Source organism: Hassallia byssoidea VB512170 (genome assembly GCF_000817785.2).
Taxonomy (GTDB): Bacteria; Cyanobacteriota; Cyanobacteriia; order Cyanobacteriales; family Nostocaceae; genus Hassallia; species Hassallia carrinoi.
Window position 1 is genome coordinate 117,707 of the sequence record NZ_JTCM02000007.1, and the last position, 19,671, is coordinate 137,377.

The window sequence follows — 19,671 nt, forward strand, 5'->3', positions numbered from 1 at the left end:
TTACTAATGACTAATGACTCTTGACTAATGACTCTCTATGCTGATTCTGGCTTGGGTAGTGAGGATGGATGCATCAGCAATTCGGCGGTCGATCGCTTCTCTACCATCTCTCGCGTTACTGTACAGCGAGTCACATCTTTACGAGAGGGTAACTCGTACATTACATCCAACATCAGTTCTTCCACAATACCGCGCAGCGCCCTCGCACCGGTTTTGCGGCGATAGGCTTCTTGAGCGATCGCTTTCAAGGCATCTGGTTTAAAGTCTAGCTGGACGTTATCCATCTTCAGCAGTTTTTGGTACTGTTTCACCAAGGCGCTGCGGGGTTGCGTCATAATCGCCATCAGTGCTTCTTCATCCAACGGATCTACTACCGCTACCATTGGTATCCGTCCAATGAATTCGGGAATCATCCCAAACTTCACTAGATCGTCTGGTTCTAGATGGCGCAGAGTATCTGCCACTCGCTTTTCTTTGGATACACCTTCTCCAGGTTGGACAAAGCCCATTGACTTTTTGCCAACTCTCTGATCTACAACTTTTTCCAGACCTACAAAAGCGCCGCCACAGATGAATAAAATATTACTTGTATCAATTTGTATACAATCTTGATACGGATGCTTGCGTCCTCCTTGGGGTGGTACGTTGGCGATCGTTCCTTCTAACATCTTCAGCAAAGCTTGCTGCACGCCTTCGCCAGAAACATCCCGTGTAATCGAGGGGTTTTCGCTTTTGCGAGCAATCTTGTCTATTTCGTCGATGTAGATTATTCCTCTTTGGGCTTCTTCCACATCTAAATCGGCTACTTGCAACAGTCGCAGCAAGATATTTTCTACATCTTCTCCTACATACCCTGCTTCCGTCAGCGTTGTGGCATCAGCGACGGCAAAGGGTACATCTAAAATTTTCGCCAAAGTTTGTGCTAATAGAGTTTTACCGCAACCGGTCGGTCCCATCAGCAAAATGTTGGACTTTTGCAACTCTACAGCATCATCTGCCCCAGGTTTGCCACTGCCTTTAGACTGGACAATCGCCAATCGTTTGTAATGATTGTAAACCGCCACTGACAGCACTTTCTTGGCTTCGTCTTGACCAATAACGTGTTCGTCGAGATATTTCTTAATCTCTTGTGGCTTGGGTATTTGATTAAATGAGATACTGTTAGACCGAGCGCGACGTTTTTGAGGCGGTTCTGACCGGGGTGCGGCTGGTGGTGTTGCCGCACCATTCGTGTCGAGTAACTCCTCATCTAGTATTTCATTACACAAGTCTACGCATTCATCGCATATGTAGACTCCTGGTCCGGCGATTAATTTACGCACCTGCTCTTGAGACTTGCCACAAAATGAACATTTTAAATGGGAGTCGTACTTAGTCATACCAGCCATACCAGCCTCTTATTTCACAATGGTGACGTTTTCCCCAGCGGTGGGTAGATTTTGTCTGGAAATAACTTGGTCGATCAAACCGTAGTTTTTCGCTTCTTCTGCCGACATGAAGAAGTCGCGCTCAGTATCAGCCTCGATTCTTTCTAAGGGTTGACCAGTATGCTCAGACAATAACTGATTCAACTTTGACTTAATGTAAAGAATTTCTCTTGCCTGAATTTCTATGTCAATTGCTTGCCCTTGAGCGCCACCGAGCGGTTGGTGAATCATAATCCGAGAATCGGGTAGAGACATCCGCTTACCAGCGGTTCCAGCAGTCAGCAGAAACGCCCCCATGCTCGCAGCTAATCCGAAACAAATAGTTACAACATCCGGGCGAATTTGTTGTATTGTATCATAGATTGCCATTCCCGCGTAGACGGAGCCGCCGGGAGAATTGATGTACAGTTGAATGTCTTTTTCTGAGTCTTCGGCATCCAAAAACAGCAACTGAGCAACAATTGAGTTAGCAATAGTATCGTCGATTGGCGTGCCCAAAAAGATAATCCGCTCTCGCAGCAAGCGGGAGAAGATATCGAAAGCTCTTTCTCCCATACCAGATTGCTCTACCACCATCGGGACGATGTTGCTAGGGCTGCTTTGAGAGTTAATTTGTCTTAGACCCAAACTGTTGATTGGGTCATTTCCCGACTGCGATATAAGCATAAAAGAACGTTTGAGAATAATTAGGACAAAGATAAAGGCGCGATTTGCTGCCTAACACGAGCGAATTTGATTTGTATTTTAGCTATGTGTTAACCATTATGCCTTATATAAATAGCTCTCGTGTTACACACTATCAAGCTTGGGCGGTAATCTGGGTATAAAAGAGGGGGGGATGGGGGGATGGGGGGGGACAAGGAGAGGGGGAGAGGGGGGATGGGGAGAGGGGGAGAAATTCGTCCTTGTCCCCCAAGTCTGCCTTGTCCCCGTTGTCTCCGTTGTCTCCGTTGTCTTCCTTGTCCCCTTGTCCCCCAAGTCTGCCTTGTCCCCCAAGTCTGCCTTGTCCCCAAGTCTGCCTTGTCCCCTTGTCCCCAAGTCTGCCTTGTCCCCCCTGCCCCCTATCTCTCTACTCTGGAGTAGATTCGCCGTTTTGTTCTTCTATCTCAGGTGCTGCTGCTTCTAATTTTGGTGATGCTTCTTCAGTAGGAGTAAGAGTTCCTTCAGGTACAAGTTCAGCTGCTTCTAATTCTGGTGATGCCTCTTCAGTAGGAGTAAGAGTTCCTTCAGGTACAAGTTCGACTGATGAGTGTTCTATCAGCCAATCGACGATTTTTTCGGTTGAGAGTTCATTTTCGACTACTGCGCGGAGTCTTTCGGGATCAACATCTTGATCTGCGTACTCTTGCATCAGTTCTGTGACTCTTGCCTCGATTTCTTCCGGTGTGGCTTCGATGGACTCGCGTTTACCGATTTCTATAAGTGCAAGCGATCGCTTTAAGCGTTCAATTGCTTCCGGACGCGATCGCTCCCGCAACTGAGGAATAATATCTTGGGTAAACAGTTTCTTAACGTCCAACCCCTGTTGAGAAAGTCGCATCGCTGTTTGCGTCAGCATCTGATCGACTTCTTGCGAAATCATCGTTTCTGGTAAGTCTACTTCTACGTGCTTGAGCAATTCTGCTAACAAAGCTTCCTGTTTATTTGCTTTAGTTTTGGTAGCAGCCTCTTTTTCATATCGCTCTTCTAAAGAAGCACGCAATTCGGCTAAAGTATCAAAATCGCTCATTTCTTGAGCCAAATCATCATTTAATTCCGGTAGCTCTTTTTCTTTAATTTCTTTGAGCGTTACCGTGAATTTGGCGGCTTTTCCGGCTAATTCTTCGTTCGCATACGGATCGGGAAACTGAGCGGAAATTTCTTTGGTTTCCCCAGGATTCATCCCTACCATCCCCGTCACAAAACCGGGAATAAACTTATCTTCCTGCAACTCTACTTGAAAATCTTGTGCCTCACCCCCAGGAATTGGCTCGGGTTCTGCGGTTTCGTCTTCTCCTTTGAAGTAGACACCTTGAAAATCCACCACAGCCACATCGCCGATTTGCGCTGCACGTCCTTCCACAGGAATTAATGTTCCCATTTCCTGACGTTGGCTCTCTAGGACTGTATCCACTTTCTCTGGATCGGATTTTACTTCCTCAGCTTTAACTTCAAAGTCAGTATACTTAACCAGATTTACTTTTGGTTCTACATCTACACCAGCGGAAAATATCAGAGCTTTGCCCGGTTCATAATTATTAATCAATTCCTCAAACGACGATCGCAAGCGCGGTTGTCCGATCGCCTGGATGTTTTCTTGTTTTACCGCTTTCTCGATCCCATCTTGAATTATTTCTTCCAGTGCTGCTGCTTTAACTCTAGCTGTACCGATGCGCTGTAGCAATATGGGGCGAGGCACCTTGCCTTTGCGAAACCCAGGAATATTAGCATCTTTAGTAAAGTTCTTAATGACCTTTTCGTAAGTTTGCTTAGTCATTTCTGGCGTAATCTCGATTTCCAGCCCTATTTGGCTTGCGGGAAGTTTTTCCTGGGTGACTTTCATGCTTCGTCTGTGTTGTCTGCTATTTTTACTCGGAGTGGACTAGAGACGCACACCATGTAGAGCGTCTAGATTGAAAAATGGATGCCCTTCAGCAGAGATCCAGTTTACTGCTAATGTCAAAGCACTTGACACTAATCGCGTAATAACTTTACGTGGGGCATTGGGCAATGGTAATTGGGCATGGGGCATTGGGAAGAAAGGAGGGGTAAAGGGGAAAGGGGAAAGGGGAAAGGGAAAAACTCTTCTTCCTTTACCCTTTACCCAAAACCCTTTTCCCCTCTTCAAAAACCCATTCCCCATTCCCCATTCCCCATTCCCTGCGATCCCAAATCGAAATTAGTTTTTCGTCGGGCTTACACCGTGATATCCTGGTTCTCAACCAGCAGTTCGTCTTTGTGCTTTTAGCCTCAAGCGCCAGTTGCCTTGAGGTATAGCTCAAAAACGTCCATTTGCATCATAGTATATCCATCATTCTGGCAACCTAGTTTACAGAGAATGGAAGATTTAGGCGATCGCATCCGGCTTCTACGGCAACAATAGTGCAGATATCAAACTTGTTTTCACGCTAAATAACAGTTTGTTGTATAATGTTTATTTTAAATTGGTAGGAATTTTTCCAAGTAATTGTTGTAAATTGCAACATTACTAATATGACCAATAAAATAAATAATGTATTAGATTAAAAGATACCATCTGGAACTATTGAGATTTATTTTATATCAGAAGATTGATAATTAAATATGGATAAATTAGGGATTTGACCAACAAGAAATTACAAATACTTATGAAGTCAGGAGGAAGCAAATTTGTCTAAATCCTATAGTGTAGCTATTTTAGGAGCGACTGGTGCAGTTGGCAAAGAATTACTGCAATTGTTAGAAAGTCGTAATTTTCCAGTTGATAATTTAAAGTTATTAGCGTCCGCTCGTAGTGCAGGGCAGACTCTACCGTTTAAAGGAGAAAATTTACCAGTAGAGGCAGTAAGCGATGATGCCTTTGATAATGTAGATATTGTGCTGGCTAGCGCCGGAGGTTCGATATCCAAAGTTTGGGCACCAATTGCTGTCGCAGCGGGTGCGGTGGTAATTGATAATTCCAGCGCTTTTCGGATGAATCCAGAAGTACCTTTGGTAGTTCCAGAGGTAAATCCCCAAGCCGCAGCTAACCATACTGGCATTATTGCTAACCCCAACTGTACGACAATTTTAATGGCGTTAGCAGTATATCCATTGCATCAAGTTAAGCCTGTACAGCGCATTGTCGCTGCAACTTATCAATCTGCTAGTGGCGCCGGTGCGAAAGCAATGGCAGAAGTAACAACCCAAACAAGCGCCATTTTACAAGGAAAAAAACCAGTTGCGGAAGTATTTCCTTACCCGTTGGCGTTTAATTTATTCCCGCACAACTCCCCATTGAATGATTTGGGATACTGCGAAGAAGAAATGAAAATGGTTAACGAAACCCGAAAGATATTTGGAAATCAAGATATAAGAATTACCGCAACTTGTGTACGGGTTCCCGTACTTCGCGCTCACTCGGAAGCAATTAATTTAGAATTTGCCACACCTTTTGCTGTGGAAGCAGCGAGAGAAATTTTAAGTAATTCCCCTGGTATCAAATTGGTAGAAAATTGGGAAACAAATCATTTTCCGATGCCAATTGAAGCTAGCGGGCAAGATGACGTTTTAGTTGGGAGAATTCGTCAGGATATATCTCATCCGTGCGGATTAGAACTGTGGCTGTGTGGCGACCAAATTCGTAAAGGCGCGGCGTTAAATGCAGTGCAAATTGCGGAGTTGTTGGTAGAAAAAAATATACTCAAACCGATGGCAAGTTACGTTTCTAGTTAAGAAAAAAAGTAAATTTATATCGCGAAAATTGCTAACTAAGATACAGAAAAAGAAATGAAAATGTGCGAGTCACGCTTTTATAGCAATTTGCAGATCGGTTATGACAAGAGAAAGCCACCAAGATACAAAAAAATAGCATCCATTTAATTAGGAGTGAAAAAAGGGTGGTAGATTTTGGTAGAGTTTTAACCGCGATGATTACGCCGTTTAAAGCAGACGGCAGTGTTAATTACGATGTAGCCGCAGAATTGGCAGCACATCTAGCGAAAAACGGTACAGATACACTGGTGGTATGCGGGACAACTGGGGAATCTCCAACTCTTACTTGGGAAGAGGAATATCAGTTGTTTGTTGTGGTGTCCGAGGCGGTTGCAGGAAAAGCTAAAATAATGGCAGGATGTGGTTCTAATTCTACGAAAGAAGCGATCGCTGCTACTCAAAAAGCCGCTAAAATAGGAATAGATGGATCTTTACAAGTTGTACCTTATTACAACAAACCGCCGCAAGCCGGCTTAAAAGCGCACTTTCAGGCGATAGCCCTTGCCTGTCCCGACCTCCCAATGTTGTTATACAATGTCCCAGGTCGTACTGGTCAAAACCTCAGTGCAGAAACAGTAGCAGGTTTAGCCGAGGTAAACAACATTGTCGGCATCAAAGAAGCTAGCGGTAATATAGACCAGGCAAGTGAAATTCGGCGCTTGACACCGAAAGAATTTCAGATTTACTCTGGAGATGATTCACTAACTTTGCCTTTGTTAGCGATCGGGGCAAAGGGAGTAGTCAGCGTGGCGAGTCATCTGGTAGGAACCCAACTACAGCAGATGATCCAAGCCTTTTCAACGGGGAAAACTCAAGTTGCTACTGAGATTCATTTGCAATTATTTCCGTTGTTTAAAGCTTTATTTAAAACTACAAATCCCATTCCACTTAAGAAAGCTTTGCAACTTCAAGGTTGGGAGGTAGGTTCAACTCGTCTACCGCTGTGTGAAGCCGACGCAGAAGTAACTCAAAAATTAAAGTCGGTTCTTCAGGAACTTAATTTAATTCAAGCACAAACTTGATGAGAAACAAGCAAATTAGCTTAGTCGCAGTTACTGAGAAAAAGACGTAATTTTAACCAGGTTGTACAGATGAAGCCTGTGTTAAGACTAACGATATAGTATGAAATTTCAGTGTGTAAAGTCAATTTTATTGAACAACAGTTTTATCTGAATTTAAAATTCACGCTTTTTTAAAGTGACATAAAACACAAATACTGTTGCCTGTAATAGAAGACAGCTTACTTACAACTTATTAACCGCAAACAACAATCCAGGAGAAAATGGTTAAAAACGAAGCTAACTCCGCCCTAAAAATCATTCCATTGGGCGGCTTACATGAAATTGGTAAAAATACCTGCGTTTTCGAGTATGAAGACGAAATTATCCTGTTAGATGCAGGTTTGGCTTTCCCGACAGAGGCGATGCACGGAGTAAACATTGTTCTGCCGGATACAACTTATCTGCGGGAAAATCGCCACAAAATTAAAGGGATGATCGTTACCCACGGTCATGAAGACCATATCGGCGGTATCGCTTTTCACCTAAAGCAATTTGACATTCCGGTGATTTATGGACCGAGACTAGCACTGGCAATGCTAGAAGGGAAATTAGAAGAAGCTGGTGTACGCGATCGCACTGAATTAAGAACAGTCAGACCCCGTGATGTCGTGCGGTTTGGCAAATCGTTTGTGGTCGAGTATATCCGTAATACTCACTCCATCGCCGATAGTTTCACCGTAGCAATTAACACCCCCGTTGGTGTAATCATTCACACAGGCGACTTTAAATTTGACCACACCCCAGTCGATGGTGAGCATTTTGACTTGCAACGGTTAGCCGAACACGGCGAAAAAGGCGTACTTTGTTTGATGAGTGACTCAACCAACTCAGAAGTACCCGGATTTACCCCTTCAGAACGTTCAGTTTATCCCAACTTAGAGCGCATCTTCATGCAAACACCTGGGCGACTGTTCGTGACTACCTTCGCTTCCAGCGTGCATCGCATCAACATGACTTTACAGCTAGCGCAGAAGTATAACCGAGTAGTGGCAGTTGTCGGGCGTTCAATGCTGAATTTGATTGCCCATGCGCGTAATCTTGGTTACATCAAGTGCGAAGATAATCTTTTACAGCCGTTACACGCGGTTCGGAATTTACCAGAAGATAAAGTGCTGATTTTGACTACGGGTTCTCAGGGCGAACCGATGTCAGCAATGACACGGATTGCTAACAAAGAACACCCCCATATCAGAATCAGGCAAGGCGATACAGTGGTATTCTCTGCTAACCCGATTCCCGGAAATACGATCGCTGTCGTCAACACCATCGATAAGTTGATGATGCAGGGCGCAAATGTAATTTACGGTAGAGAAAAAGGAATACACGTATCCGGTCACGGCTGTCAAGAAGACCAAAAGCTGATGATGGCGTTGACTCGCCCGAAGTTCTTTTTACCGATTCACGGCGAACATCGGATGCTGGTGAAGCACTCCCAGACGGCTCAAAGTGTGGGCATTCCGGCAGAGAACATGGTGATTATACAGAATGGAGATGTAATAGAATTAACGGAAAATTCTATTAAAGTTGCTGGTAAAGTGCCCTCTGGTATAGAGTTGGTGGATACTTCTAGTTCTGGCATGGTTAGCTCCAAAGTATTGCAAGAACGGCAACGCATGGCTTCAGAAGGTATCGTCACCATCGCTGCGGCAATAGATTGGAGTGGCAAGCTGATGGCAAAACCAGAAATTCACCTGCGCGGGGTGGTGACAAGTATAGAGCGATCGCTGCTGCAAAAATGGGTGCAACAGCGGATTGAAGAAATCCTCAGCGTGCGTTGGTCTGAATTTAGCAATCCTGGCTTTGAAAGCGAGCAATCAGAGATGGACTGGGGTGGATTGCAAGGCGTTTTAGAGCGGGAATTGCAACGATCCATCAGAAAGGAATTGCAATGTCAACCATCTGTGACTTTGTTGATGCAAACTCCTGATGAACCTCCTGTGAAAGTTGCCACCGATGGCAGAAGGCGTCGGACTCGCACTGCTGCTCAAGTGGCGTCGTAGGGAATTTAAGAGAAAAGCTCACGCAAAGGCGCAAAGACGCAAAGGAAAACTTTAAGTCTTTGCGTTTTGGCGTGAGATTTGAACCAGACGGCAATTAATACTACCGACGAGCCTGATATTGATGGCGTTGTAATCCACTTACACGCCCGACCACAGTTACAGGGTAAAAATAGTATTGATGCCAACTTCCCGGCGGTAGTAGTAACATCGTGTGATTCACTGCCGTTATTTGGTAATGCACTGATAAAAAGGGTTGTTATAGCTCCTCCTTCGGCGCTGGCATATTTAGAAGCATTGATTAGCAATCTGCCTCTAGGGACACTATACTGTCACACCTGCCAACACCCACACCTAGACCTTGGTGACTTCGCTAAAAACCCGCATAAAAAGCACTTCTGTGGTAACTGCGGCGTTGATTCTAACTGGTCAAAGGAACCTATCGTTAGCAGTCCCCTCAGCGAATTAGCAAACAAACTCACAAAAAACCCAGACTTTGTTGATAGCGATCGCATCCTTGACCTGAGAGACTACCAAAATTGTCAAGTCAAGGTGTGGTCATCAACACCAGCTGTTCTTTGGACTAGCGATCTGCCTCAAGAGGCAGGTATTCACGTCCACATCTACCAAGATAAAAGGAAGATTGTAGATGACACGTTTGGACAAGTTACATGGTTCGACGGTTCGCAGCTTGAGCGCGATCGGCTTCTGGCTACGATGTTAGATAAAACCAAAAAACCTGCCGCTTGATACTGAAAAGGCGATCGCTATGACGAAAACACCAATCAAAATTGCCACTCTTGAGGATTACCTAAATTTTGATGACGGTACGGACAAGCGCTATCAACTTGAGGATGGGGTGCTGGTAGAAATGCCTCCTGGTACTGGCAAACATGAAGCGATTATCACCCTACTTTTAGTTAGCTTCTTTTTAGAAATTCAAAAAAGCGGATTGCCTTTACAACCCCGTCCCAACGGTACAGAGGTGCTGACTAACAAACAACCCAGACGACCTGATGTTTGTGTGATTACTAACGACCAAGCACAAAGTATTGAGAGTACCTCAGCTATCCTCAAGACTGCTCCACCGCTAATAGTTGAGGTAGTAAGTCCCGAATCTGTTGACCGAGACTATAACCAAAAAACTTCTGAATATGCCGCTATTGGTGTTATAGAGTATTGGATTGTTGACCCTCTGGAAAATAAGGTGACGGTGTGTCTGCTAGACCAAGGTAGTTACAAGCAAACTGTTTTTACCGGAAACCAACTAATTATTTCTCAAATTTTTCCCCAACTAACCTTGAATACTCAACAAGTGCTTTCAGCTTAGTACACGCATTCATGACGAAAATTTCTCACAAAAACTCTGCGTCACTCTGCGCTTACCTCCGCGCTCCTCTGCGTTTAAAAACGTGACCTTCTAAAGTACTAATGAACCCACAAATAAACCAGAAATAAAGTACATACAGTCAACGGCGCCCCAAAGCGTAAATGCTCCCAAAAAGTCAGCTTGTAACCTAACTCATTTGCAGCTTCTGCGACTATTAAGTTAGCAACGGAACCAAACAAAGTTAGATTACCAGCTAAAGTTGATCCGGCTGCTAGTAACAGCCAGGAATGTGTGTCATCTTTAGAAATCAACGGTTGCAGCAGAAGTACTGCTGGAACATTAGAAATCAAATTAGATAAGATAGCTGTCACCCCTAATAAACCAACAGCAGAGTTAATTGCATGAGTGAACGGCTGCAATAAATTTAACTTTTGCGTCACTCTTGTCAAGATAAAGAGTCCAGAAAACATTACCAACAGATTCCAATCGACTTTTTTGAGGATGCGCTGTGGTTTTACTCGGCGAGTGATTAGCAATAAGCTAGCAGCAACTAAGGCAGATTCTGTTAGAGGTAAGCCGGCAACAAAGGCAATGAGTAATCCGGTGGTGATGATTAAAGTTTTTTGATAAAGAGGTTTGAAAATACGTGTTTTTGTGGTGAATAAATTATCGCACGCTTGAAGCGATACCTGCGGCACACTCCGTGAACGCACTTCTGGATAAAGCAACCACAGCAATCCTATCTGAATTATCAAGCCAATCACGGCAACTGGACTTAATGCCCGTAAAAACTCTAAATAGCCGATACCGGAAAACGAGCCAATCAATATATTTTGCGGATTCCCGCTCAAAGTTGCTACCGAGCCAATATTAGTTGCTCCCGCAACAGCTAGTAAATAAGGAATCGGATTTAAACCCAAAGCTTGAGTCAAGCTCAATGTTAATGGTGTAAAAATCAGCGCTATCGTGTCATTGAGAAAAATCGCCGAGAGGATACCACTGCCAAAAGTTAAGGCTATTAATACACCTAGAGGACTCCGGGTAAAACTCAATAACACCGACAGTGCCTGGGGAAAAAATCCTGCATAGGCTAAATTAGCGTTGACTACCATCATGCTCAAAAGAAACACGATGGTTTTGGCATCAATTGCTTCCCAAGCTTCGTGTAAAGTCACCACACCCAAAGCAATTAGAAAGGCAGATCCAACTAAAGCGATCGTGGCACGGTTCATCCGTAACCCAGGTAGGCTACCCAACGCTAACCCTAAGTAAGTCAACCCTAATACGCTATAAATCCCATATTTAAGGACAATCACTTTTTTACCCAAGACTGGGAACAACCGATTGGGAATTGGGGACTGGGTAATGGGGAATGGGGAATGGGTAATGGGTAATGGGTAATGGGTAATGGGTAATGGTTTTGTCCAATTCGCTTTTTCCCAATTACCAATTCCCAATTCCCAATGACCAATTTGCAAATTCCAGTAAAAATACTGGCACAAATCACTTGCATTAAATTTTGTAAATGTTACAATAAAACCTGTCTAAAGGCAGATGTCTTTATTAAAATTTAAACTGTGTCAAGTTATCAACAAGATAGTACTAGTAGACTTCCACTTCTGGGAAAAGTGCGGTTAACTTGACGTAGTAAGAAATAGATTCTGATTTAAGTAGCTACATAAACATCAGAGTGTGTCTAAGTCAAAACACGATTTTCGTTTGAAAGTAATTTACACCTTGTAGAGAGTCATCGGATTCTGTGACCCTCACAAACACAGAGGAGCGAACCATGAAGGTATTTCATAGTACCACGCCAAAGATTTTTTTAGCAAGCTGGGTATCGTTAAATCCCGCAAATGCATCTGACACCCAAGTACACGCGCTGTACAGTCGTTCCTCAGAGCCTGACCGTGATATTCTTCAACCACTGCGGCTGTGGATAGACAATGTTAAAGTAAGCGATCGCACTTTAGCTCACCGCTTGTGCAAATTGATTCCGGCTCAATGTCCGTTTGAGCGCGATGTGAAATTATTCGGTAAAACCTTATTTCATATCCCACCGATGTGTAAGCTCAACCCCTTATATGAAGAAGTGGTTGGATTACGCTTTCGAGCGCTGTGCTATCTAGCCGATGATTGCGGCGAGGATATATCACAGTACTGTTAATAATGAAAGGCGCGGTAGAGACGTTCCGGGGGCGGTAGAGACGTTCCGGTGGAACGTCTCTACTATTTTTTTTGCCATTTTTGAATCGCTGTTTGAGCTTCTTCGTAAGGTGCTGTTACCTCTGGAACTAAAGTAGCGGTTTCAATTGCGGCTTTAAATTCGCCTCTAGCAGCACGTCTTTTGGCGAGAGATAAAATTATTTGACTCCATTTATTCATCGATTTTTGCGCTTCATCGAAGCCTGGTTGACCGGGTGATACTTTCTTCGCTACTTCGATCGCCCGATTATAAGTAGATGCTTGTCCGGGTTGAATTAAGCGATTGGCTGCGTCTAAAACGGTGGTATTACTAACATACTGCTTTGCTTCTAACCGCCACTGAGTAATTGCAGCTTGAGCTTTGGGATAATTTGGCTCGCTTTTGGTGATTAATGCTGCTGCGGCGATCGCACTGCTATATTGTTTTTGCTTGGCGCGACCCTCGGCTAAATCTAAAATCATCTGGCTCCAAATCTTAATATTCTCCTGAGCTTGATCGTAAAGCGGTTCACCAGCTTTGATTTTCCGAGCAGTAAGAATCGCCATTCTTAAGTCGCTAGCTTGAGTTTGTCTTAGCGACTTTTTCGCCAAATCTAATACAGCTTGGTTTCGCTGTTGCGATTTGGAAATAAAGCTTGTTTGCTTTGGTTGATTTTTTGGTGTAACTGGTGCGGTTGTTTCGGAAATAGAGCGGACAGTTGGTGTTTTGACCACATTTATATCACTATTGGCAGTATTAGATGCTTTTGGCAATATTTCCGCAAATTTAAATCCTGTCTTATTGCGGACACAAATTAGCACGATTGAAGTTAGTACCATTGTGGTGCCGACACCCCACAATACTAGCTGTTTCCACAATCGAGCATATCTCCTTCTTCTTTGGGGAAAGTTGGTTGTGTGAGAAGCAGATAATTGAGAGACGTAAGATTCAGGTGAAGGAATAAATCTTCTACCTGTAGTCGTCTGTGGCGAATTTGGGGTAGAAATATCTTCTGATGTTGCTTGACCTCCTCCGAAGCTACGAGATATAGAAGTTATAGTTGGGGCTTCTCCCCAGGTTAGTGGCTCAAGTGGAACTTGTTGTAACTGAGCCGAATCTCTAAAAGAATTTTCTTGGAGCGAGGGAGCCGAAACAGCAACAGCAAAGATTTCTTCTGTAGGAAAAATTGAGGCTTCGTCACTGTCGCTTGTCTGAGTTTGGTAAGGTAAGATTTGTTGCGGTTTTGATGGAATAATCACAACAGGATTTTGTGTCGGACGCCAGTAGTGTTGAGAAAATTCTGGCGTGCGGAGGCTTAAATAATTTTTTAACTCTGTTAAGCTGCTACCATGACCGGAATGCAAAGCTGCTAACAATGCTTCGGTAAAAATTCCGTGACCGAGTTCGTTACTTTCGTAAGAGAATTGTTCGCTTTGACAAGAAAGAATTGTGGCAATTTGTAGTTCTTGCGCTAAGTCTAGAGTTTCTTTGCCAACGGGAGTATTTCCTTGAGCGCCAAAAGTGCGGTTGATATCGAACACTAGGACAACATTCAAGTTCGCAAATTGCAGACTTTGCATCAGCGATCGCACTTGTATGCCAGTATGAAGCACCTCAGCCGGATTTCCTTCTTGTGGCATTAAATAATCGTTGCCGTTGTAATTAACTCCGTAACCGCTAAAGAATAACCATACGTAGTCTTGCGGTTGCCAAAAATTGGCTAGCAAATCCTCAACCAAAACGAGAATATTTTCTTTGCTGGGATAGGTCGATCTATTGCCAATAGGTGGCGAAGTATCTGTCATCAACAAACACTGTTGCGACGAAAAACCCGCTTGTGTAACGAAAAAATCTAAGACTGCCTCAGCATCTGCTTGAGCGCAACCTAAAGGCTGAAAGAATTGATATTGATTGATGCCTATAGCGATCGCCCAATGATTTGCCATCGCGCTTTTTCTACTTATTGTTTACTTGCATAAAATTGCGGTTGGCTTTGCTGAAAAAACAAGGCTAACCTATGTCATATAGTTCAGGTGATTCTGAATGGGTCTTCTGATTATGTGTAATTTTTATTACATTTTTTATCCGAAAATACCTTTGCTTATTTCAAATTACAAATCATCAGTAAGGAGCATAAAGTCATGAGCAGAAGTGTTGCTCACCAACTATCATCCATCATTCCCTTTCCAGTTATTAGCCAAATTGCCAAACAAATCCGGATAGTTCCTTTAATTGTTTTGCTCGGTACTGCAATTCCGGTTTGGGTTGTGTGTGAAGCGATCGCGCCGCAGAGTGTGCAAGCTTATACCGCGAGAGTGGACTTAGCGATTGACAGCTTACCAGAAGAAAACTACGAAACCATCCTCAGAAGGGCGGAAGCGGCAGCTAGGGCAGCGGCTCAACGCAGCTTTGACCAAGATATTTTAGTTACAGACGTTTCCGTAGTTGTATCCGCGCAAAATTATGGGGCGATCGCTCCAGTTTTGGCATTAGAAGTTAGTCGTCTGCAATGGCGAAATCGTCCCGATCCGCAAGTTTGGGCAACTTACTTTAAAACTGCGCGATCGCTTTTATTTTTTGGACGAAATTCCACAACCACAAATTCTCCTCCACCAGTTCCTGCTACCCCGACGGCAACCCCACCAGCACCCCCAACTCCCGATTTGAACAAAACCCCACAACCTACCAATATTCCCTTAGTTCCACCACCTCTAGCAAACCCGGAACCGAAGCGTTGAAAATTGGGAATTGGGAATTGGGAAAAAGGTAATTGGGAATTGGTAATTGGGAAAAAGGTAGTTGCGAATTGGTAATTGCGAATTGGTAATTGGGAACGTGTTCTTTTCCCTTTCCCCCCTGCCCCCTGCCCCCTGCCCCCTGCCCCCTGCCCCACTCCCCTATCTAGCTTTCGGTACAAATATCAAGTAAGTTCCTCCCAATCCTTCAACAATTGTGCGGGTATTTGCCGTCATCATTTTCTGGTAGGTTTCTCCCTCGCTTCCTGGTTCACCCAAACTATCGGTAAAAAGTTCTCTTTGGGAAACTTTGACTCTCGCTTGTCTTGCTACAGACTCTATTAAGTTGGGGTTGATTGTCGTTTCGGCAAAAATTGTCGGCACTCTCGCCTGCTTGATATTATTTACTAAACTTTTGACACGCGCATCTGTTGGTTTTCCTTCGGTGCTGATGCCTGACAAAGTGCCTTTTAATGAAAGTCCGTAAGAAGAAGCATAATAACCCATTGCATTATGAATGGTAACTAATTCGCGTTGATTGGCGGGAATAGTTGTAATTGTTGACTTAACCCAACTATCGAGCTGAGTTAGCTCACTTTTGATTTGTTGCGAATTTCTGGTATAAAGCGTTGCGTTTTCTGGTGAGACTTTTTCTAGGTTGCGACTGATGACATCCACCATTGCGATCGCATTCTTGACATTATGCCAAACATGAGGATCGTTTACCTTCTTACCTTGCTGAAACTGTTGTGGTTTGGGAACCGCAACTTGACCTACTGCAATTTTCGGTGTTTGGTTTTTACTAGCTTTAATCAATCTAATTAAACTCGGCTCCAAACTGTAACCGTTGTATAAAATAAGCACTGCCGTCTGCATCGCTTCCCGGTCTTCCTGCTTAGGTTGATAAACGTGCGGATCTGCTCCTGGGGGAATCAAGCAGGTAAGATTAACTGAGTTTCCCGCTACTTGTCTAGTTAAATCACACAGGATGCTTGTAGTCGCTACTACTTGAGGCAAATTATTATTTCTACTATTGGTTTGCGTGAAAGCGGTGTTTGTATTTTGATTACACCCAACCAATCCAATCGCTAGAACAAGAAAAGCTATTCGCAAGGAATTAGTTGATGGTATTGTTTTTGACATCACTAACTCCTTGAGGCGCTACAATAACAATAATCTTTATCATGAACGTGAAGTGAAATCCCAGCGTTTTTAAAACTTGGTTGTCAAATAGTGAAGCGTTAACGCACTCATACAAGTTGATTTGACAAACCAAGTCGGGCATCTGTTGGAAATTGTAGCAGCGACAGGACTTACCCAAGCAAAATAAATAAATAGGGGTACAGCGCGACGGACGTTGTACCCCTACTACTCATAAGTTATAACTTTTTAAATGCCAGCAAATGGTAGCTTACCTTGCAGTAGCTGAGAATTAGCTTTAACGCAAGTAGGGCAATTACAACCAAGTTGATCTGTGATAGGATTAGATTCTTGAGTTAATGGTGTTACCGATTGGGAAATTGGTTGTGTAGAGACCAAAGTAACCTGAGATGCAGCAGGTGTGTTCGCAATCGACGCTGCGGCAGGTAAGGCAAGCATGAATGCTGAAGCTACAACTACAGGAAAGGCAAGCAAAATCAGTTTGGCTATCTTCATAAATTTATAGATTACAGAGGGGGTTGCAGATACAGCATATCCCAATAAATTGTTTACCATCAACTCAGAAGAGTGAATGTTAAGAATTTGGCTTATTGAGGTTGAGGCAGATTACCTTGTAGCATTATTTGACTAGCAGCGGATTGACAGCTAGAACAGTCGCAGCCAAACATCTGAATGGCAACCTCTTTGACTCTTTCACTTGATTGGATGGTTGGGAATTCGGTGTCTTTTTTAGCCGCAGGTGCATTCACTGTTTGTTCAATAGATGGTTGCAACTTGGGAGTAGCTAAATCTTGAGGAGTTGCCTTTTTCGCAAAAGCTGGATTGACTGTTAGTAGCATTGCGCTAAAAAAGCTGGAGGAGCAAAGCAAAGTCAGTGCAAGTTTATTCATTGCTGACATCAATAGAACTGATTTTAAGCTGAGTATAAGTGATAGCGTTGAAAATAAACATTAAATTTCTCAGCTAGTCCCTAGGGTGCGTTACACTGCGTTAACGCACCACATGAAAATGGTGCGTTAGTAACGCACCCTACATATTTTCCCCTCTTCCTTCATTTAACTTCGCCCGAATCCTTGACCCCGCGTAACTTTTGACCAAACGAATAATTCGCCATTTTCGCCACCAGCAGCAAGTAACTTGCCTTGGGGATGCCAAGCTAGGCAGGAAAAGCCTGCTGATGCACCTGTGAGAACTTGTGAGACTTGCTTGGCTTTGTTCCACAAACACAGCCAGCCATCACTAGCAGCGGAAGCGAGAATAAAGCTGTTGGGTGCAAAAGCGATCGCCTGAATGACATCCACATGATTTGTTAACACTGTCGCTTCCCATCCCAAAGCTTCATCTTCTAGCTTTTCCCATACAACAATACCCTCAACGCTGGAAGAAGCTAAAATCGGCGCACCTACTTGGGTGGTAGCTTCTGACCATGCTAAATGGCGAATTTTACCAGGAAAGCCGCGCATTACCCAAGGGTCGGGATTATCCCATTCCAACACGGTAACGCTGCGATCCATGTTACCAGAAGCCAGAAATTTACCATCGGGCGACCAAGCCATAGCTACACTAACTGTAGGCATTTCCAAAACGTATGGTTCCTCATCCCAATCTTGAGAATTCCATACTTTGACAGCCTGATAACCGCTAACAGCTAAGTATTGTCCATCACTTCGCCAATCAATACCCAATACTGAGGAATTTTCAAAATTTAGCGTGACAACTGTTTCTTGTAAGTCGGCATCCCATACTTGTACGTAACGCCCCAAACTAAAAGCTAACAAGTTGCTAGTATGACTCCAAGCCAGCTTGTCAACCCAAGCCGGGGCATTTTCCAAAGTAGCAATTAACTCACTTTGCCGCCAAATTTTCACCCTTCCATCTTGTCCCCCAACGGCTAAATATTGCCCATCTGGGGAAAAGGCTACACAGTTTACTGATTCACCGTTACCAGCTTGGAGAATTGCTAAATCGCCATCAAGCCAAAGCGCGACTTCCCCAGCAGCGGAGGTTGCAGCTATTGTATTATTTGGCGACCAAGCGATCGCTGTCACATAATCTGAAAGCGTCCCGGAAAAGTGCTGCTCGAATTCTTTGGAATTGGCGGTTAGGGGGTTCATTGTGGGGGAGTGGGGAGTGGGGAGTGGGGAGTGGGGAGTGGACAAGGGGGACAAGGAGGACAAGGAGGACAAGGAGACAAGGAGACAAGGAGAAATTTCCCCCCTGCTCCTCATCCCCCCCACTCCCTACTCCCCATTCCCCATTCCCTCTTAAATCAAACAAGCGCGGAAATCTTCTCTAAGTTTGGCTTCGTCAAGATTGCGACCGATGAAGACAAGTTCGTTTTTGCGGGTTTCGTTTGGTTTCCAGGGGCGATCGCCTTTACCATCAAACAACATATGCACTCCTTGGAACACAAAGCGGTTATCTTCGCCGGCGATATTCAAAATACCTTTCATCCTAAAGATATCTGGTCCTTGAGTACGTAATAACTCGGATAGCCAATTATTTAATTTTTGTCCATCCACTTCGCCCTGTTCTACCAAAGCTACAGAATACACGCTTTCATCATGTACGTGAGCATCTTCCCCTAAGAAATTCGGGTCAATTTCCAAAGCGCGATCTAAATCAAAAGCTTGTACACCCAATAAAGCGTCCATTCCTAACTCAGAATTGCGGGTACGGTAAATTTTCGCCATTGCATTCATTGACCGAATCCGCTTTTCTAATTCATCCAACTGTTCTGGTGCTACCAAATCAGTTTTATTTAACAAAATCACATCCGCAAAGGCAATTTGTTCTTGTGCTTCGTCTGCATCCCAATGTTGCCAGATATGCTTGGCATCGACAACTGTCACCACTGCATCCAAAGACAGTTGAGTTTGCATATCTTCATCAACAAAGAACGTCTGAATCACCGGTGCTGGGTCTGCTAATCCAGTAGTTTCAATCACCAAATGGTCAAATTTATCACGCCGCTTCATTAAGTTGCCGATGATGCGAATCAAGTCACCGCGCACTGTACAGCAGATGCAGCCGTTGTTCATTTCAAAGATTTCTTCATCTGCATCGATAATTAATTGATTATCAATGCCTACTTCCCCAAATTCATTGACGATGACAGCGACTTTCTTGCCGTGTTCGTAGGTGAGGATGTGATTGAGAAGTGTCGTTTTCCCTGCACCCAGGTAGCCCGTCAGAACGGTTACAGGCACTGTATTCGGTGTTTCCGTAAACATACTCTGAATGCCTTTTTTTCACCTTTTAGATTATCATTACCACCTATCATAAGTCTTTTTATATTTTTGTGGTGATTTATTGTTTGTTGAGTTGGCAGAACAGCTTATTGA

Annotated in this window: 20 protein-coding genes; 8 read left to right on the forward strand and 12 right to left on the reverse strand. The window is 43.9% G+C overall.

Annotated features, from left to right (window positions below):
- Positions 1–35: 35 nt before the first annotated feature.
- From clpX to PI95_RS05930, 5 genes are all read right to left on the reverse strand, one after another.
- On the reverse strand, positions 36–1,379 hold the full coding sequence (gene clpX / locus PI95_RS05910) for an ATP-dependent protease ATP-binding subunit ClpX (RefSeq protein WP_039754230.1): 1,344 nt from the start codon (positions 1,377–1,379) through the stop codon (positions 36–38).
- A gap of 18 nt (positions 1,380–1,397) precedes the next feature.
- A complete protein-coding gene (gene clpP, locus PI95_RS05915) occupies positions 1,398–2,093 on the reverse strand; it encodes an ATP-dependent Clp endopeptidase proteolytic subunit ClpP (protein WP_039753616.1) in 696 nt (231 codons plus the stop codon).
- Between the two features lie 123 nt (positions 2,094–2,216).
- Positions 2,217–2,465, reverse strand: coding sequence for a hypothetical protein (locus PI95_RS05920; RefSeq protein WP_163518642.1), 249 nt, complete (start codon positions 2,463–2,465; stop codon positions 2,217–2,219).
- Between the two features lie 31 nt (positions 2,466–2,496).
- On the reverse strand, positions 2,497–3,969 hold the full coding sequence (gene tig, locus PI95_RS05925; protein WP_039753615.1) for a trigger factor: 1,473 nt from the start codon (positions 3,967–3,969) through the stop codon (positions 2,497–2,499).
- A gap of 39 nt (positions 3,970–4,008) precedes the next feature.
- Positions 4,009–4,269, reverse strand: a complete 261-nt coding sequence (locus tag PI95_RS05930; RefSeq protein WP_163518643.1) for a hypothetical protein — start codon at positions 4,267–4,269, stop codon at positions 4,009–4,011.
- A gap of 506 nt (positions 4,270–4,775) precedes the next feature.
- On the opposite strand from PI95_RS05930, the gene PI95_RS05935 reads away from it, so the two are divergent.
- The 5 genes from PI95_RS05935 to PI95_RS05955 all read left to right on the forward strand — a co-directional run bounded on the left by PI95_RS05935 (position 4,776) and on the right by PI95_RS05955 (position 10,246).
- The gene (locus PI95_RS05935; RefSeq protein ID WP_039753614.1) at positions 4,776–5,819 is read left to right on the forward strand and encodes an aspartate-semialdehyde dehydrogenase; all 1,044 of its coding nucleotides are present in this window, start codon (positions 4,776–4,778) and stop codon (positions 5,817–5,819) included.
- Positions 5,820–5,983: 164 nt separating this feature from the next.
- The gene (dapA, locus tag PI95_RS05940; RefSeq protein ID WP_039753613.1) at positions 5,984–6,880 is read left to right on the forward strand and encodes a 4-hydroxy-tetrahydrodipicolinate synthase; all 897 of its coding nucleotides are present in this window, start codon (positions 5,984–5,986) and stop codon (positions 6,878–6,880) included.
- A 260-nt stretch (positions 6,881–7,140) separates the two neighbouring features.
- Positions 7,141–8,919, forward strand: a complete 1,779-nt coding sequence (locus PI95_RS05945; protein WP_039753612.1) for a ribonuclease J — start codon at positions 7,141–7,143, stop codon at positions 8,917–8,919.
- Positions 8,920–8,997: 78 nt separating this feature from the next.
- Entirely contained in the window at positions 8,998–9,666 is a 669-nt protein-coding gene (locus PI95_RS05950; protein WP_052325845.1) for a hypothetical protein, read from the forward strand.
- Positions 9,667–9,685: 19 nt separating this feature from the next.
- Entirely contained in the window at positions 9,686–10,246 is a 561-nt protein-coding gene (locus tag PI95_RS05955) for a Uma2 family endonuclease (protein ID WP_039753610.1), read from the forward strand.
- Between the two features lie 98 nt (positions 10,247–10,344).
- Here PI95_RS05955 and PI95_RS05960 read toward each other — a convergent pair whose 3' ends face one another.
- Complete coding sequence (locus PI95_RS05960; protein ID WP_039754228.1) at positions 10,345–11,562, reverse strand: SLC13 family permease; 1,218 nt, start codon at positions 11,560–11,562, stop codon at positions 10,345–10,347.
- 473 nt (positions 11,563–12,035) lie between these two features.
- Between PI95_RS05960 and PI95_RS05965 the strand changes: the two genes are divergently transcribed.
- A complete protein-coding gene (locus PI95_RS05965; RefSeq protein ID WP_039753609.1) occupies positions 12,036–12,413 on the forward strand; it encodes a Mo-dependent nitrogenase C-terminal domain-containing protein in 378 nt (125 codons plus the stop codon).
- A 62-nt stretch (positions 12,414–12,475) separates the two neighbouring features.
- On the opposite strand, the gene PI95_RS05970 is transcribed toward PI95_RS05965, so the two are convergent.
- Complete coding sequence (locus PI95_RS05970) at positions 12,476–14,377, reverse strand: caspase family protein (RefSeq protein WP_039753607.1); 1,902 nt, start codon at positions 14,375–14,377, stop codon at positions 12,476–12,478.
- A 195-nt stretch (positions 14,378–14,572) separates the two neighbouring features.
- On the opposite strand from PI95_RS05970, the gene PI95_RS05975 reads away from it, so the two are divergent.
- The gene (locus PI95_RS05975) at positions 14,573–15,169 is read left to right on the forward strand and encodes a hypothetical protein (protein ID WP_052325844.1); all 597 of its coding nucleotides are present in this window, start codon (positions 14,573–14,575) and stop codon (positions 15,167–15,169) included.
- 159 nt (positions 15,170–15,328) lie between these two features.
- Here PI95_RS05975 and PI95_RS05980 read toward each other — a convergent pair whose 3' ends face one another.
- From PI95_RS05980 to PI95_RS05995, 4 genes are all read right to left on the reverse strand, one after another.
- Entirely contained in the window at positions 15,329–16,309 is a 981-nt protein-coding gene (locus tag PI95_RS05980; RefSeq protein ID WP_039753606.1) for a metal ABC transporter solute-binding protein, Zn/Mn family, read from the reverse strand.
- A gap of 246 nt (positions 16,310–16,555) precedes the next feature.
- Positions 16,556–16,882 (reverse strand): hypothetical protein, encoded by a 327-nt coding sequence (locus PI95_RS05985; RefSeq protein ID WP_373695681.1) that lies wholly within the window; start codon positions 16,880–16,882, stop codon positions 16,556–16,558.
- Positions 16,883–16,914: 32 nt separating this feature from the next.
- A complete protein-coding gene (locus PI95_RS05990) occupies positions 16,915–17,217 on the reverse strand; it encodes a hypothetical protein (RefSeq protein WP_163518644.1) in 303 nt (100 codons plus the stop codon).
- 165 nt (positions 17,218–17,382) lie between these two features.
- Positions 17,383–18,441, reverse strand: a complete 1,059-nt coding sequence (locus PI95_RS05995; RefSeq protein WP_039753603.1) for a WD40 repeat domain-containing protein — start codon at positions 18,439–18,441, stop codon at positions 17,383–17,385.
- Between the two features lie 16 nt (positions 18,442–18,457).
- Here PI95_RS05995 and PI95_RS06000 point away from each other — a divergent pair, with 16 nt between their 5' ends.
- Positions 18,458–18,595, forward strand: a complete 138-nt coding sequence (locus tag PI95_RS06000) for a hypothetical protein (protein WP_163518645.1) — start codon at positions 18,458–18,460, stop codon at positions 18,593–18,595.
- Here PI95_RS06000 and PI95_RS06005 read toward each other — a convergent pair.
- On the reverse strand, positions 18,592–19,560 hold the full coding sequence (locus PI95_RS06005; RefSeq protein ID WP_039753601.1) for a CobW family GTP-binding protein: 969 nt from the start codon (positions 19,558–19,560) through the stop codon (positions 18,592–18,594). The two genes, PI95_RS06000 and PI95_RS06005, sit on opposite strands and share 4 nt — an antisense overlap.
- Between the last annotated feature and the right edge of the window lie 111 nt (positions 19,561–19,671).